Here is a 15,160-nt window from a genome sequence, read left to right as displayed (position 1 = left end):
TTTCACAAAAAAAGTCAATACTTTTCATTTATTTCTAAAAAACCTTATTTAAGAAGCTTTTTAATTACACCTGATACCTCAGCAACATCAATCATTCCATCAACCACCTTCAACAATCCCCTCTCTGAATAGAATTTCGATAAAGGCGCTGTTTTTTCACGATATTCCACCAATCGTTTCACAAAAGCAACAGGATTATCATCTGAACGGACTTGCCCACCAGCAGTTACTGTCTCCTTAATGCGTTTTTTCACTCGCTCAATCAGTACATCTTCATCAACACGCAATTCGATAACAGCATCAAGATGCATATTTTTTGATTGCAAAATTTTCTGCAATGCCTCTGCCTGTCCAATAGTTCGAGGATACCCATCCAGAACAAAACCGTTTACACAATCATCTTTATCAATTCGATCAGAAACAATCTGATTAACAATACAATCAGAAACTAAAGCACCAGAGCTGATAATATCCTTAGCTTTTTTACCAATTTCCGTTTCTCCAGCAATAACTTCGCGCAACACATCACCCGTTGATAATTGAGGAATATTATACTCCTCAGCTAACATTTTGGCTTGCGTACCTTTTCCAGCTCCCGGAGGCCCCAAAAGAATAATCCTCATCGATTCCGCCTGCCTCCACGAAGTTTTGATTTCTTAATCAACCCTTCATATTGATGTGCAACAAGATGCCCCTGAATTTGAGCAACTGTATCAAGTGTAACAGTAACAACAATTAACAAAGAAGTCCCCCCAAGATAAAAAGGAACCTGCAGTGCGGATATCATAAACTCAGGTAGCAAACAAACCAAAATAATATAAATCGCCCCAATAACGGTAATACGTGTCAAAACATAATCAATATACTCGGCTGTACGCTCACCAGGACGAATTCCTGGAATAAAACCAGAGTGTTTTTTCAATTGATCTGCTGTATCACTTGGATTAAACACAATCGCCGTGTAAAAAAAGCAAAAAAATGCCATCAAAAGTGCATAAACAACCATGTAAAGTGGCTGCCCATGACTAAGAGAATAAGAAATAGTTTGCATCCATTGTGGCATTTTATCAGAAAAATTATTAATGGTTGCAGGTAACAATAACAAAGATGAAGCAAAAATCGGTGGAATAACACCAGCAGTATTCAGCTTTAAAGGAAGATGTGACATATCCCCTTGAAATATCTGATTACCAACTTGACGTTTTGGATACTGAATGAGAATCCGCCGCTGAGCACGCTCAACAAAAACAATAATTGCGATAACAAAAACCGCAATAAAAAAGATTGCTATTAACAAAAAAGTCGACAAATCAGCCTGACTATGGGCAGTCAAAAGTTGAGCAAAAGTGGAAGGAAGATTGGCAACAATACCTGTAAAAATAATAAGAGACACCCCATTACCAATACCACGTGATGTAATTTGCTCACCAAGCCACATAAGAAACACCGTTCCACCAACAAGAGTAACAACAGAAGAAATACGGAATATAAGACCTGGCTCCACAACAATTTGAAGCCCTGTTCCTATGCCAGTTTCAAGCGCAACTGCAATACCAAACGCTTGTAAAATTGCTAATATCACAGTTACATAACGGGTATACTGATTAATAATCTTACGGCCAATTTCACCCTCTTTCTTAAGAGTTTCTAACGAAGGAACGACTGAAGTTAACAATTGCACAATAATTGAGGCCGATATGTAAGGCATAATTCCCAATGCAAAAATTGCCATGCGCCCAACAGCACCTCCAGCAAACATATTAAATAACCCCAAAACACCAGACGCATGATGTTCAAATGTTTGCCGCAAAGCATCAATATTAATACCAGGAAGAGAGATATAAGTACCAAAGCGATAGACAAGAAGCGCTGCCAGGGTAAACCAAATGCGCTTCCTTAATTCAACTGCACGTGAAAAAGTACTAAAGCTTATATTAGAAGCGAACTGCTCTGCCGCTGATGCCATAAAATGTCTCCCATCCACACTCCAGTTCTTTAAATCACGGAAGTATAACCTTCAAATTTATACCGTCACATATAAATAAACACACAACTCAAATAATTCTCCATAAAACACATCCTCAACGAAGCACATAAACTTCCCTAAAACATCATTACATCAAAACGAATTCACAGAACAACATCAGGAAAAAATAACTTGGCCACCAGCTTTTTCAACTTTAATACGAGCAGCTTCAGAAGCACCAGAAACATGAACTATAATTTTTTCTTTCAATTCACCATCAGAAAGAAGACGCACCCCATCCTTCACACGACGAACTATACCAGCTTCTTTCAAAGCAATAATATCAATAGGCTTTCCAATACTCAACTTACCTGCATCAACTGCCAATTGAATACGTCCCAAAGAAACTTCGTTGTAAGTCTTAGCAAAAAAATTCTTAAATCCACGCTTTGGCAAACGGCGATAAATAGGCATTTGCCCACCTTCAAAACCATTAAGCGAAACACCAGAGCGTGATTTTTGCCCTTTTACACCACGACCACCAGTCTTACCAGTACCAGAACCAATACCACGCCCGACACGCTTACGATCCCTTGTTGCACCCTCACGATCACGCAGCTCATTGAGTTTCATATCTTACACTCCTGCAACCCTTAATCTTCACCTATAACCCGAACAAGATGCCGAACCTTAGAAATCATTCCTCGAATACAAAGCGTATCTTCTAAAACACGTCGACGCCGCATTTTATTTAATCCGAGCCCCTTCAAAGTTGCACGCTGAATCTGTGAATTTCGAATCGGACTTCCAATTTGTTCTACCGTCACAGTTTTGCCACTCTGAGATTTTTTCTGAACCATTTCCTAATTCCTTTTCTGATAATCTCAGAAACTATCCTTCTGCATCAACTAAATGCCGACGCCGTGCCTGTAAAGTCGAATATTTTATACCACGCTGAGCTGCAATATCCCTAGGATGCATTTGATGCCTTAATGCATCAAATGTTGCACGCACCATGTTATAAGGATTTGACGACCCCAACGATTTTGCAACAACATCCTGCATTCCAAGAGTCTCAAAAATAGCACGCATCGGCCCCCCAGCAATAATACCAGTACCAGCAGAAGCTGAACGCAGCAAAACACGACCAGCTCCGTGACGACCTTCAAGATCATGATGCAATGTACGCCCAGACCGAAGCGGAACATAAATCATCCCACGTTTTGCAGCTTCTGTAGCTTTACGAACTGCCTCTGGCACTTCACGTGCTTTACCATGACCAAAGCCCACACGCCCCTTTTGATCTCCAACAACAACAAGAGCAGCAAAACCAAAACGCCGACCACCCTTCACAACTTTAGCAACACGATTGATATGAACAAGCCTATCGACGAATTCACCATCACGCTCATCTCGCTCACCACGTTCCTTCTGTGCCATTCCTCGTTCCTTTTTCTTTTCCGGAAGCACCACAACAAAGTTCTGCCTTAAAACCAGAAGAACTCACAAAAAAGACCTTAAAATCCTCTCATTTAAGTCTTTAGATAAAATACTTAGAAGTTCAAACCACATTCACGAGCAGCTTCAGCTAAAGCTTTCACTCTACCATGGTAAACATATGCTCCACGATCAAAAACTACCTCATTAACACCGGCTTTTTTTGCACGTTCAGCAATTAACCTACCAATAGCAAAAGCTGCTTCCTTATCACCACCGCTTTTTAACATTTTTTTTAAATCACCCTCAAGGGTAGACGCCGAAGCAAGAGTATGCCCGCGCAAATCATCAATAATTTGAGCATAAATATTCTGATTTGAGCGATAAACACTAAGCCGCGGACGGCCACTCGAAACCATTCTAATTTTACGACGAACACGCCTTGCACGATGCTGTATAATGTCCTTAGATGCAACCATAATACAAAATCCTTACTTCTTTTTGCCTTCTTTACGAAAGATACGCTCATCTGCATGTTTTACACCCTTACCTTTGTAAGGTTCAGGCCTACGATATTCGCGAATTTCCGCTGCAACTTGTCCAACTTGCTGCTTATCAATTCCAGAAATAACAATTTCTGTAGGCTTTGGAACCATCACAGTAACACCCGATGGTACTTTATAAACCACATCATGCGAAAAACCTAATGACAACTGAATATCCCTACCCTGTAAAGCCGCACGATAACCAACACCGTTGATTTCCAACTTCTTCTCAAAACCATCCTTCACACCTAAAAAAATATTTTCAATCATTGAGCGCGACATACCCCATTTAGAGCGCGCATCTCTTGACTGATCACGTGGTGAAACCGTTATAACATTTTCTTCAAAACTTACCAAAACTTCGTCATTAACGATGTAGCTTAATTCACCTTTAGGACCTTTTGCCTTAATCATCTGACCATCAATGGTTGCAGTAACCCCTGAAGGAACTGAAATGGGCTTTTTTCCGATACGAGACATTATTCTAACCTATTTTTCTTCTGCTTTCCTAAAATCACTTAGAAAACACGACAAAGGAGCTCTCCGCCGATATTCTGCTCACGTGCCTCATGATCCGCCATAACGCCTTTAGGAGTTGATAAAATCGAAATACCAAGACCATTTGCCACTTGAGGAAGTGACTTAGCGGAAACATATACACGACGACCAGGCTTTGAAACACGTGAAACTTCACGAATAGCAGCCAATCCTTCAAAATATTTCAATTCGATTTCAATTTCAGATTTCCCATCACCCAAATCAACTCGCTTATATCCGCGAATATAACCTTCCGACTGAAGAACATCAAGAACGCGTGCACGAAGCTTAGAAGCAGGTGTAATCACTTTGTTTTTTTTACGACCAAGCGCATTACGAATACGCGTTAACATATCACCAAGAGGATCTGACATAGACATTAAACAATCTCCTCTTACCAGCTAGACTTAACAATGCCTGGAATATGACCGATAGAGCCAAGCTCACGCAATGCAATTCGCGACATTTTTAATTTACGATAATAAGCCCGTGGACGCCCCGAAACCTCACAACGATTACGAACACGAACCTTGGCAGAATTACGCGGTAATTCTGCCAATTGAACAGAAGCTTTAAAACGTTCTTCAAGAGAAATACTCTGATCCATAACGATTGCTTTCAAGCGTGCACGACGAGCAGCATAGCGCTTTACCATCACTTCACGACGCTTATTTTTCTCAACGGCACTTACTTTGGCCATAATCCTACCTCGCTACGTTTGCCGTTACGAACGAAAAGGAAAATTAAAAGCACGCAACAACTCACGCGCCTCATCATCCGTCTTCGCTGTCGTACAAACGATAATATCCATGCCCCAAACCTGATCAACTTTGTCATAATTAATCTCTGGAAACACAATGTGCTCTTTGATACCCATAGCAAAATTACCACGACCATCAAAGCTTTTTGGATTCAGACCACGAAAGTCACGAACCCGCGGAAGCGCAATTGTAACAAGACGATCTAAAAAATCAAACATACGATCTTTACGCAACGTAACTTTGGCTCCAAGTGGCATCCCTTCGCGAACTTTAAAGGTCGCAATGGAATTACGTGCGCGGGTAATAACAGCCTTTTGACCTGTTATGAGTCCCAAATCCTCAGCAGCAACAGAAGGCTTCTTAGAATCAGCAGTTGCTTCACCAATCCCCATATTAATCACAATTTTATCAACCCGCGGAATTTGCATCACATTCTTATAATTAAACTTTTCCTGAAGTATTTTTCGGACCACTTCAAAATAGTGCATTTTCATACGCGGCGCTTGTTTTTCCTTAGCCATTAATCAACTCTCCCGAACGCTTGGCAAAACGAACCTTGTTACCATCTGCATTCATACGAAAACCTACACGCGTAGGCTTACCATCTTTAGGATCAGCAATCGCCAAATTAGATAGATGAATCGAAGCTTCTTTAGAAATAATTCCAGCTTCTTGCTTTTGCGTTTGGCGTTGATGACGCTTAATCATATTAACTCCGCGAACAAAAGCTTTATTCTCTTTCGGATTCACCTTAATTACTTCACCACTACATCCTTTATCTTTGCCGGATAAAACAACAACTCTATCGCCTTTTCGAATCTTCTGCATAACATTCACTCCTTACAACACTTCAGGAGCGAGGGAAATGATCTTCATATGATTCCTACCACGAAGTTCGCGAGGAACTGGTCCAAAGATACGTGTACCGATCGGCTCTTTTTTATTATCTACTAAAACAGCAGCATTACTATCAAAACGAATGACACTACCATCTGCGCGACGAATATCCTTAGCAGTACGAACTACCACAGCTTTCATCACATCACCTTTTTTTACACGGCCCCGAGGAATAGCATCCTTAACCGAAACAACAATAATGTCGCCGACCGAAGCATATTTTCGCTTTGAACCGCCCAACACCTTGATGCACATGACACGACGAGCACCGGAATTATCAGCAACGTCGAGGTTTGTTTGCATCTGAATCATGATTGGCCACCTTCTCTCAAAACCTACATCCGGTTATGCCCTTAACACACCCGGATTTTCCTGCCAAATAACAATAAATCCCCGCCCCAATCTACCAACAGAAATAAATCTACCGCTAAATTCTACGACAATAAACCCAATTAACTACGCTACACTGCCTTTAACAACAATCCAACATTTATTTTTTGAAATCGGTTTAGATTCTTGAATAGAGATCTGATCCCCAATCCTAAAGTGGTTGTCCTCATCGTGCGCCTTATATTTTTTAGACTGTCTAACAGTCTTCTTAAGGAGTGGATGAGAATAACGCCGCTCCACTTTAACAACCACAGTCTTATCACCTTTGTCACTTACTACAACACCCTGTAAAATGCGTTTAGGCATCTCTTACTTCCTTAAATCTTACTGTCATTTATCTTTTGACGAAGAAAAGTTTTAACACGCGCAATATCACGACGAACCTGCCTAACACGTGCAGTCTTTTCTAATTGACCCGTTGCCTTTTGAAACCGCAAATTAAATTGCTCTCTTTTCAAATTAACTAACTCATCTTTCATTTGGTCGAGCGTCTGCGCCCGTAACTCTGTGGCTCTCATCGCTTTACCTCTTATTCAGCAATACGCTGGATGAAACGCGTTTTAATAGGTAATTTTGCAGCACCCAATCTCAATGCCTCACGTGCTACATCCTCAGAAACCCCATCAAGCTCAAACATGATACGCCCAGGCGCAACACGAGAAGCCCAATAATCAACACTCCCCTTACCCTTACCCATACGAACTTCAGTCGGCTTAGATGTAACTGGGAGATCTGGAAAAACACGAATCCACACACGACCAGAACGTTTCATATAACGTGTAATCGCACGACGGGCCGCCTCAATTTGACGTGCAGTAATCCTCTCAGGCTCAACAGCCTTCAACCCGTAAGCACCGAAATTCAAATCCGTACCACCCTTCGAAACACCGTGAATACGGCCTTTGAACTGTTTACGGAATTTTGTGCGCTTTGGCTGCAACATTGCTCTCTACTCCAAAATTTAGTTCAATCACAAAAACTAAGCATTTTCACGGCGACGATTCGATGAAGAACCAGAATGATCAGCTTCTGTAGCACGACGCTCTGAAGCCATCGGGTCATGCTCAAGAATCTCACCCTTAAAAACCCAAACTTTAACGCCACAAATACCATAAGCGGTCTTAGCCTCTGCTGTACCGTAATCAACATCAGAACGCAAGGTATGAAGTGGGACACGACCTTCACGATACCACTCCATACGAGCAATCTCAGCACCACCAAGACGACCAGAACAGTTGATACGAATTCCTTCTGCTCCAAGACGCATAGCTGACTGAACTGCACGCTTCATTGCACGTCGAAAAGCAACACGACGCTCCAACTGCTGAGCAATTGACTGCGCGATAATCGTAGAGTCAATTTCTGGCTTACGAATTTCCACGATATTCAATGAAGTCTCAGCATCTGTCATCTCTGAAAGCTTCCGACGAAGCTTTTCAATATCAGCACCTTTTTTACCAATAATTAAGCCAGGACGTGCCGAATGAATCGTTACACGACACTTTTTATGGGGTCGCTCAATAACAACCTTAGAGATAGCCGCTTGTTTCAGCTCTTCAAACACATACAGACGAATCCTTAAATCTTCATGAAGAAGACGTCCGTATTCACCACTGTCAGCATACCAACGGGAATCCCAAGTCCGATTAACTCCAAGACGAAGTCCTATTGGATTGATCTTTTGACCCATTATGCGGCCTCCATTTTTTCGGTAACTTCACGAACAACAACAGTAAGATGCGAAAACGAACGTTCAATTCGACTAGCACGCCCACGACCGCGAACATGAAAACGTTTCATCACTATCGACTTACCAACATAGGCTTCTGCAACAATGAGCGAATCAATATCAAGATCGTGGTTATTCTCTGCATTTGCAATCGCTGATTCAAGAGTTTTTTTCACAATTTCAGCAATACGTTTACGTGAAAATGTCAAATCAGCTAGCGCTACATTAACTCTTTTACCACGAATCATCGCAGCAACTAAATTAAGCTTTTGTGGACTAACACGAACCGTCCGAGCGACCGCTCTTGCCTCATTATCTTTAAGCTGGCGCGGAGATTTAGCTTTTCCCATTTCTACTTCCTCTTCGCTTTCTTATCTGCACCATGCCCATAATAAGTTCTAGTGGGAGCAAATTCACCGAACTTATGCCCAACCATCTCTTCAGAAATAGAAACAGGAATATGCTTATTGCCGTTGTAAACACCAAAAGTTAAACCAACAAACTGTGGTAAAATAGTAGAGCGACGGCTCCATATTTTAATAACCTCATTACGACCGCTTGCACGTACCTTTTCTGCTTTTCCAAGAAGATAGCCGTCAACAAACGGACCTTTCCAAACTGAACGAACCACCTCAGACTACCTTTCTCACTTTTTGCGCTGATGACGCGTACGCATAATAAACTTATCAGTGGCTTTATTGGAGCGCGTACGCTTACCCTTTGTAGGTTTTCCCCAAGGAGATACTGGATGACGCCCCCCCGATGTACGACCTTCACCACCACCATGCGGATGATCAACCGGATTCATAGCAACACCACGAACATGCGGACGCTTACCGCGCCAACGTGATCGACCTGCCTTACCATCATTAATATTCCCATGATCCGGATTTGAAACTGCGCCAATAGTTGCAAAACAACCGCCAGGTACCAAACGCTGTTCTCCAGAATTAAGACGAAGAATAGCCATACCTTGATCTCGTCCAACCAATTGCGCATAAGTGCCAGCTGAACGTGCAATCTGACCACCTTTTCCTGGCTTCATCTCAATATTATGAATAATTGTACCTACCGGCATATTACAAAGCGGCATCGCATTCCCTGGTTTTACATCAACACCTGAACCAGAAATGACAGAATCACCAATATCGAGACGCTGTGGAGCAAGAATATAACTCAATTCCCCATCCTCATAACGAATAAGCGCAATAAAAGCGGTACGATTAGGATCATACTCTAAACGTTCAACTTTTGCAGGCATATCATGCTTAAGACGTTTAAAATCAATAAACCGATAGCTGCGCTTATGTCCACCACCCTGAAAACGAGCAGTAACACGACCACGATTGTTGCGTCCACCTTTTGACGATAGACCTTCAGTCAACGTCTTTATAGGCTTACCCTTATAAAGACAAGAACGATCTACAATGACAAGTTGACGCTGCCCAGGCGTAGTTGGATTAAAGTATTTAAGTGCCATTATCCTTATCTCCGAGCCTATTTAAAGACCTGTCGAAACGTCGATAGACTGACCACTGGCCAAAGTCACGATCGCTTTCTTGACATCACTTTGCCGACCAACAATTCCTTTAAAACGCTTCACCTTACCCTTACGGACTATCGTGTTGACTGCTTCTACTTTAACGCTAAAAAGCGCTTCAACAGCAGCCTTAATTTCTGGCTTTGTCGCTCTCGGCGAGACATTAAAAGCAACTTGATTATACTCAGAAATCATAGTCGACTTTTCAGTAATAACTGGGCTAACAATTATATCATAATGGCGAAGATCTGTCATTTAAAACGCTCCTCAAGGGCCTCAACAGCTGCCTTTGATAAAACAAGTTTACTGCGACGCAAAATATCATAAACATTAATCCCTTGAATTGGTAAAATATCAATATTAGGAATATTAGATACTGCACGAGAAAAATTAACATCAATTTCTTTGCCACCAATTAAAAGAGCATTATCAAACCCAAGTTTAGAAAAACTGGAAACAAGCATTTTGGTTTTAGCATCCTTAACACTGAGATCATCAACAACAATTAAATCATCAGCTTTTAATTTTGCCGATAAAGCAAGACGCATTCCGAGTGCACGAACTTTTTTAGGAAGACCACACGCATGGCTACGGAATACGGGACCATGCGCCTTACCACCACCTCGAAACTGTGGTGCACGAGCAGACGAATGTCGAGCACGCCCAGTTCCTTTTTGTTTAAACATTTTTGCCCCCGTTCGAGACACATCAGACCTTCCTCGTGATTTATGTGTTCCCTGTTGACAACGAGCAAGCTGCCAACGAACAACACGTTGCAAAATATCCTCACGCGGAACAAGATCAAAAATACTCTCAGAAACTTTTAATTTACCAGCTTCATTACCATCAAGGGTTTTAATTACAAGATCCATTACTCGGCTCCCTCAGTTTCAGAGGTTTCCATTACTGGAGAAACCATTTCCGTTTTCTCCTTCGCAAGACTGCGAATACCAGCAGGCCTCGGCGCATTATCAGGAAGACGTCTCTTTACAGCATCTCGCACCAAAATCCAAGCGCCCTTAGAACCAGAAACAGCACCACGTACTAAAATTAAACCACGCTCAACATCTGTGGAAACAACCTCAATATTTTGTGTTGTCACACGAACATGCCCCATATGGCCAGCCATTTTTTTACCTTTAAACACTTTACCTGGATCTTGACATTGCCCTGTTGAACCATGAGCACGATGTGTAATTGAATTACCATGTGAAGCACGATGCCCACCAAAATTATGCCGCTTCATAACACCAGCAAAACCTTTACCAATACTCGTGCCTGTCACATCAACCCTCTGCCCTGGAACAAAATGTTCCACGGTAATCTCAGTACCAACATCAAGAAGATTGTCGGGACTCACACGAAATTCCGCTATTTTTGCTTTTGGTTCAACAGAAGCCTTAGCAAAATGCCCACGAAGAGCTTGCGAAGTATTTTTAACCTTAGCAAAGCCCACCCCTAATTGAACAGCAGTATAACCATTCTTTTCAACTGTGCGCTGGGCAATAACTTGACAATTTTCCAAACGCAGCACTGTTACCGGCACATGTTCACCAGCCTCATTATAAACACGGGTCATGCCCAGCTTCTGCACTATTACACCTGAACGCATCGGGTCTGTTCCTTCTGTCATCAAACCTCAGAGCTTAATCTCTACATCAACACCAGCAGAAAGATCAAGCTTCATAAGCGCATCCACTGTTTGCGGTGTCGGATCAACAATATCAAGAAGACGCTTATGTGTACGCATTTCAAATTGCTCACGACTCTTCTTATCAATATGTGGCCCACGATTCACTGTAAACTTCTCAATTCTTGTTGGAAGCGGAATAGGACCACGAACATTTGCACCAGTGCGCTTAGCAGTTGACACAATCTCACGCGTTGACGCATCGAGAATTCTGTGATCAAATGCTTTCAAACGAATGCGGATATTTTGACTGTTCATGCTATTTTATTTCCCTGTCACGCAAAACGCCTCTTAATAACAAAGACGCTTTCAATAAGCCTCTTTATTCAATGATTTTAGAAACGATACCGGCACCAACAGTACGACCACCTTCACGAATAGCAAAACGAAGCTTCTCTTCCATGGCAATTGGAACAATCAAAGAAACATCCATCGCAACATTATCACCAGGCATTACCATCTCTGTTCCTTCTGGAAGCGTCACTATCCCCGTCACATCCGTCGTACGGAAGTAAAACTGTGGACGATAGTTCGTGAAAAATGGAGTATGACGACCACCTTCATCTTTCGTTAAAATGTAAGCCTCTGCTTTAAATCGTGTATGAGGCGTAACTGAACCAGGTTTCGCCAAAACCTGTCCACGCTCAATCCCTTCACGATCAACTCCACGAAGCAACGCACCAATATTATCACCAGCTTGACCTTGATCTAAAAGCTTGCGAAACATTTCAACACCTGTAACTGTCGTTTTAGAAGTAGGGCGAATACCAATAATCTCGATTTCTTCGCCAACTTTAATGACACCACGCTCAACACGACCAGTAACAACAGTTCCACGACCAGATATCGAAAAAACATCCTCTATCGGCATCAAAAACGGCTGATCAACAGGACGCTCCGGTGTTGGGATATAATTATCAACTTCACTCATCAAGAGACGAACCGCATCTTCACCAATGCTTTTGTCCTTATCTTCAAGAGCTGCCAATGCTGAACCTTTAACTACCGGTATATCATCTCCTGGGAAATCGTATTTTGATAATAACTCACGCACCTCAAGCTCAACAAGCTCCAAAAGTTCCGCATCATCAACCTGATCAACCTTGTTGAGAAAAACTACAATCGCTGGAACACCAACCTGACGTGCTAAAAGAATATGTTCACGCGTCTGAGGCATCGGACCATCTGCCGCTGAAACAACCAAAATTGCACCATCCATCTGTGCTGCACCCGTAATCATATTTTTCACATAATCTGCGTGACCCGGGCAATCAACATGTGCATAGTGCCTTTTCTCTGTTTCATACTCAACATGTGCTGTAGAAATCGTAATCCCACGTGCTCTTTCTTCTGGCGCAGCATCAATTTGGTCATATGCTTTAAATTCACCAAAATACTTCGTAATCGCTGCCGTCAATGACGTCTTTCCATGATCAACATGACCAATCGTACCAATATTAACATGCGGCTTCGTACGTTCAAATTTGCTCTTTGCCATTTGAGCTCTCCATTTTCTGTCCTCAAAAAGAACTAAGTTAAAAAATTAATCATACAACTTTCAATCATGCGTATTTCTTTTGAATCTCCAAAGCAACAGCCGAAGGGACTGGCTCATAATGATCAAACTGCATCGTATATTGCGCACGCCCCTGACTCATCGAACGAAGGTTGTTCACGTAACCAAACATATTTGCCAAAGGAACCATTGCATTCACAACTGTTGCAACACCGCGCGCTTCAGTTCCTGAAATCTGACCACGACGAGAATTTAAATCACCAATAACATCACCCACGTAATCCTCCGGGGTTACAACTTCCACCTTCATAATCGGCTCAAGAAGCTGCGCACCAGCCTTTTTTGCTCCATCGCGAAAGGCCGCACGAGCAGCGATTTCAAAAGCCAAAACGGAAGAATCGACATCATGATAACCGCCATCGATCAAAGTGGCTTTTACACCAAGCATAGGAAAACCTGCAAGAGGCCCTGAGCCCATAACACTCTCAATCCCCTTTTGTACCCCAGGAACATATTCCTTAGGAACAGCACCACCAACAATTTTCGACTCAAAAATAAAATCGTCACCATCATGAGGTTCAAAAATAATTTTCACACGAGCAAACTGCCCTGCACCACCAGACTGTTTTTTGTGTGTATAATCAATTTCCGCAATTTTTGTGATCGACTCACGATAAGCAACTTGAGGTTGCCCAATATTAGCCTCAACCTTAAACTCTCGCCGCATACGATCAACAATAATATCAAGGTGAAGTTCACCCATACCAGCTATAATTGTCTGACCCGATTCTTCATCTGACTTCACACGAAATGAAGGATCCTCTGCCGCCAAACGATTGAGCGCAATACCCATTTTCTCCTGATCTGCTTTTGTCTTTGGCTCAATCGCAATCTCAATAACGGGTTCCGGAAACTCCATTCGCTCCAAGATAACAGGATTTAGAGGATCACAAAGAGTATCACCCGTTGTCGTTTCTTTAAGCCCTGCAAAAGCTACAATATCACCAGCAAACGCCTCTTCAATATCCTCACGAGAATTAGAATGCATCTGAAGCATACGGCCCAAACGCTCTCTCTTCCTCTTCACAGTATTTTCGAGAGAAACACCCTTTTGAACCTTACCAGAATAAATACGACAGAAAGTCAGCGACCCCACAAATGGATCGTTCATAATCTTAAAAGCAAGCATAGAAAGGGGCTCATCATCTGAAGATTCACGCGTCGTCTCAGCTTCAGTCTTTACATCAATACCACTAATTGCAGGAACATCAATCGGGGAAGGAAGATAAGAAACAACAGCATCTAAAAGCGGCTGAATACCCTTGTTTTTAAAAGCAGCACCACAAAGAACTGGATGAAACTGAACCTCTATCGTCCCCCTACGAATAAGAGCAACGAGCTCCTCATTGGTTGGCATAACACCTTCCAAATAAGCCTCAGTTGCAGATTCATCAACCTCGACAGCCATCTCAACTAATTTTTCGCGATACTCTTCAGCCTTCTTCTTCAAATCGGAAGGAATATCACTTACAACTGCCGAAGTTCCAATGGAACCATCCCACTTCAAAACTTTCATCTCAACAAGATCAACAACACCTTCGAAATCATTTTCAGCACCAATTGGCAATTGCAAAACAAGAGCCCTAGCCCCTAACCGTGAACCAACCATTTCTACACTACGATAAAAATCAGCACCAACCTTGTCCATTTTATTAACGAAAACCATACGCGGCACACGATACTTTTCAGCTTGCCGCCAAACAGTCTCTGTTTGAGGTTCCACACCAGCATTAGCATCTAGTAATGCTATTGCACCGTCAAGAACACGTAAAGAGCGTTCAACCTCAATCGTAAAATCAACATGCCCCGGCGTATCAATGATATTAAAACGCCGCTTCCGACCATCACGCCCTTCCCAAAAAGTTGTCGTCGCAGCAGATGTAATCGTGATACCACGCTCTTGCTCCTGCTCCATCCAATCCATCGTGGAAGCACCATCGTGGGTTTCACCGATTTTATGGTTCTTACCCGTATAGAACAAGATACGCTCAGTCATAGTGGTTTTACCAGCATCAATGTGTGCCATAATACCGAAATTACGATAATCTTCAATTTTATATTCGCGAGCCATTGTACTTGCCTCAGTTTAAAA

At 42.3% G+C, this 15,160-nt stretch carries 25 protein-coding genes; all 25 read right to left on the bottom strand.

Annotated elements, in window-relative coordinates; all coding sequences use genetic code 11:
* Nucleotides 1-44: 44 nt before the first annotated feature.
* Entirely contained in the window at nucleotides 45-623 is a 579-nt protein-coding gene (locus V4B17_RS02760) for an adenylate kinase (protein ID WP_455479959.1), read from the bottom strand.
* Complete coding sequence (gene secY / locus V4B17_RS02755; RefSeq protein ID WP_455480168.1) at nucleotides 620-1,966, bottom strand: preprotein translocase subunit SecY; 1,347 nt, start codon at nucleotides 1,964-1,966, stop codon at nucleotides 620-622. Before secY ends, V4B17_RS02760 begins: the two co-directional genes overlap by 4 nt.
* A gap of 177 nt (nucleotides 1,967-2,143) precedes the next feature.
* Entirely contained in the window at nucleotides 2,144-2,599 is a 456-nt protein-coding gene (gene rplO, locus V4B17_RS02750; protein ID WP_455479958.1) for a 50S ribosomal protein L15, read from the bottom strand.
* Between the two features lie 20 nt (nucleotides 2,600-2,619).
* Nucleotides 2,620-2,826, bottom strand: a complete 207-nt coding sequence (rpmD, locus tag V4B17_RS02745; RefSeq protein ID WP_455479957.1) for a 50S ribosomal protein L30 — start codon at nucleotides 2,824-2,826, stop codon at nucleotides 2,620-2,622.
* A gap of 31 nt (nucleotides 2,827-2,857) precedes the next feature.
* Complete coding sequence (gene rpsE / locus V4B17_RS02740) at nucleotides 2,858-3,406, bottom strand: 30S ribosomal protein S5 (RefSeq protein ID WP_455479956.1); 549 nt, start codon at nucleotides 3,404-3,406, stop codon at nucleotides 2,858-2,860.
* Nucleotides 3,407-3,519: 113 nt separating this feature from the next.
* Nucleotides 3,520-3,882, bottom strand: coding sequence for a 50S ribosomal protein L18 (rplR, locus tag V4B17_RS02735; protein ID WP_455479955.1), 363 nt, complete (start codon nucleotides 3,880-3,882; stop codon nucleotides 3,520-3,522).
* Nucleotides 3,883-3,894: 12 nt separating this feature from the next.
* Nucleotides 3,895-4,428, bottom strand: a complete 534-nt coding sequence (gene rplF, locus V4B17_RS02730) for a 50S ribosomal protein L6 (protein ID WP_455479954.1) — start codon at nucleotides 4,426-4,428, stop codon at nucleotides 3,895-3,897.
* A gap of 38 nt (nucleotides 4,429-4,466) precedes the next feature.
* Nucleotides 4,467-4,865 carry a 30S ribosomal protein S8 gene (gene rpsH, locus V4B17_RS02725; RefSeq protein WP_455479953.1) on the bottom strand — a complete coding sequence of 133 codons (399 nt, stop codon included), beginning with the start codon at nucleotides 4,863-4,865 and terminating at the stop codon, nucleotides 4,467-4,469.
* A 14-nt stretch (nucleotides 4,866-4,879) separates the two neighbouring features.
* Nucleotides 4,880-5,185 carry a 30S ribosomal protein S14 gene (gene rpsN / locus V4B17_RS02720; RefSeq protein ID WP_455479952.1) on the bottom strand — a complete coding sequence of 102 codons (306 nt, stop codon included), beginning with the start codon at nucleotides 5,183-5,185 and terminating at the stop codon, nucleotides 4,880-4,882.
* A 24-nt stretch (nucleotides 5,186-5,209) separates the two neighbouring features.
* Entirely contained in the window at nucleotides 5,210-5,767 is a 558-nt protein-coding gene (gene rplE / locus V4B17_RS02715) for a 50S ribosomal protein L5 (RefSeq protein WP_455479951.1), read from the bottom strand.
* Nucleotides 5,760-6,074: a 50S ribosomal protein L24 gene (gene rplX / locus V4B17_RS02710; protein ID WP_455479950.1), complete on the bottom strand. Its 315-nt coding sequence runs from the start codon at nucleotides 6,072-6,074 to the stop codon at nucleotides 5,760-5,762. The genes rplE and rplX overlap by 8 nt, the downstream gene beginning before the upstream one ends.
* 12 nt (nucleotides 6,075-6,086) lie before the next feature.
* Nucleotides 6,087-6,455: a 50S ribosomal protein L14 gene (rplN, locus tag V4B17_RS02705; RefSeq protein WP_004855715.1), complete on the bottom strand. Its 369-nt coding sequence runs from the start codon at nucleotides 6,453-6,455 to the stop codon at nucleotides 6,087-6,089.
* A gap of 144 nt (nucleotides 6,456-6,599) precedes the next feature.
* A complete protein-coding gene (rpsQ, locus tag V4B17_RS02700; RefSeq protein WP_455479949.1) occupies nucleotides 6,600-6,839 on the bottom strand; it encodes a 30S ribosomal protein S17 in 240 nt (79 codons plus the stop codon).
* Between the two features lie 11 nt (nucleotides 6,840-6,850).
* On the bottom strand, nucleotides 6,851-7,051 hold the full coding sequence (gene rpmC, locus V4B17_RS02695; RefSeq protein WP_455479948.1) for a 50S ribosomal protein L29: 201 nt from the start codon (nucleotides 7,049-7,051) through the stop codon (nucleotides 6,851-6,853).
* Nucleotides 7,052-7,062: 11 nt separating this feature from the next.
* Nucleotides 7,063-7,476 (bottom strand): 50S ribosomal protein L16, encoded by a 414-nt coding sequence (rplP, locus tag V4B17_RS02690; protein ID WP_455479947.1) that lies wholly within the window; start codon nucleotides 7,474-7,476, stop codon nucleotides 7,063-7,065.
* Nucleotides 7,477-7,512: 36 nt separating this feature from the next.
* On the bottom strand, nucleotides 7,513-8,223 hold the full coding sequence (gene rpsC / locus V4B17_RS02685; protein ID WP_455479946.1) for a 30S ribosomal protein S3: 711 nt from the start codon (nucleotides 8,221-8,223) through the stop codon (nucleotides 7,513-7,515).
* Nucleotides 8,223-8,612: a 50S ribosomal protein L22 gene (rplV, locus tag V4B17_RS02680; RefSeq protein WP_455479945.1), complete on the bottom strand. Its 390-nt coding sequence runs from the start codon at nucleotides 8,610-8,612 to the stop codon at nucleotides 8,223-8,225. The genes rpsC and rplV overlap by 1 nt, the downstream gene beginning before the upstream one ends.
* A 2-nt stretch (nucleotides 8,613-8,614) precedes the next feature.
* Complete coding sequence (rpsS, locus tag V4B17_RS02675) at nucleotides 8,615-8,893, bottom strand: 30S ribosomal protein S19 (RefSeq protein ID WP_455479944.1); 279 nt, start codon at nucleotides 8,891-8,893, stop codon at nucleotides 8,615-8,617.
* 15 nt (nucleotides 8,894-8,908) lie between these two features.
* A complete protein-coding gene (rplB, locus tag V4B17_RS02670; RefSeq protein ID WP_455479943.1) occupies nucleotides 8,909-9,742 on the bottom strand; it encodes a 50S ribosomal protein L2 in 834 nt (277 codons plus the stop codon).
* Nucleotides 9,743-9,763: 21 nt separating this feature from the next.
* Nucleotides 9,764-10,057: a 50S ribosomal protein L23 gene (locus V4B17_RS02665; protein WP_455479942.1), complete on the bottom strand. Its 294-nt coding sequence runs from the start codon at nucleotides 10,055-10,057 to the stop codon at nucleotides 9,764-9,766.
* Complete coding sequence (gene rplD, locus V4B17_RS02660) at nucleotides 10,054-10,674, bottom strand: 50S ribosomal protein L4 (RefSeq protein WP_455479941.1); 621 nt, start codon at nucleotides 10,672-10,674, stop codon at nucleotides 10,054-10,056. Before rplD ends, V4B17_RS02665 begins: the two co-directional genes overlap by 4 nt.
* The gene (rplC, locus tag V4B17_RS02655; RefSeq protein ID WP_455480167.1) at nucleotides 10,674-11,414 is read right to left on the bottom strand and encodes a 50S ribosomal protein L3; all 741 of its coding nucleotides are present in this window, start codon (nucleotides 11,412-11,414) and stop codon (nucleotides 10,674-10,676) included. Before rplC ends, rplD begins: the two co-directional genes overlap by 1 nt.
* 27 nt (nucleotides 11,415-11,441) lie before the next feature.
* Nucleotides 11,442-11,750, bottom strand: coding sequence for a 30S ribosomal protein S10 (gene rpsJ / locus V4B17_RS02650; RefSeq protein WP_004855744.1), 309 nt, complete (start codon nucleotides 11,748-11,750; stop codon nucleotides 11,442-11,444).
* A 64-nt stretch (nucleotides 11,751-11,814) separates the two neighbouring features.
* Entirely contained in the window at nucleotides 11,815-12,990 is a 1,176-nt protein-coding gene (gene tuf / locus V4B17_RS02645; RefSeq protein WP_007551991.1) for an elongation factor Tu, read from the bottom strand.
* A 64-nt stretch (nucleotides 12,991-13,054) separates the two neighbouring features.
* Nucleotides 13,055-15,139: an elongation factor G gene (gene fusA / locus V4B17_RS02640; RefSeq protein WP_455479940.1), complete on the bottom strand. Its 2,085-nt coding sequence runs from the start codon at nucleotides 15,137-15,139 to the stop codon at nucleotides 13,055-13,057.
* Nucleotides 15,140-15,160 lie beyond the last annotated feature (21 nt).

This window comes from Bartonella sp. B23 (assembly GCF_053793815.1).
Note: the sequence above shows the minus strand (reverse complement) of the source record. Positions and strands in the feature narration are given on the sequence as shown.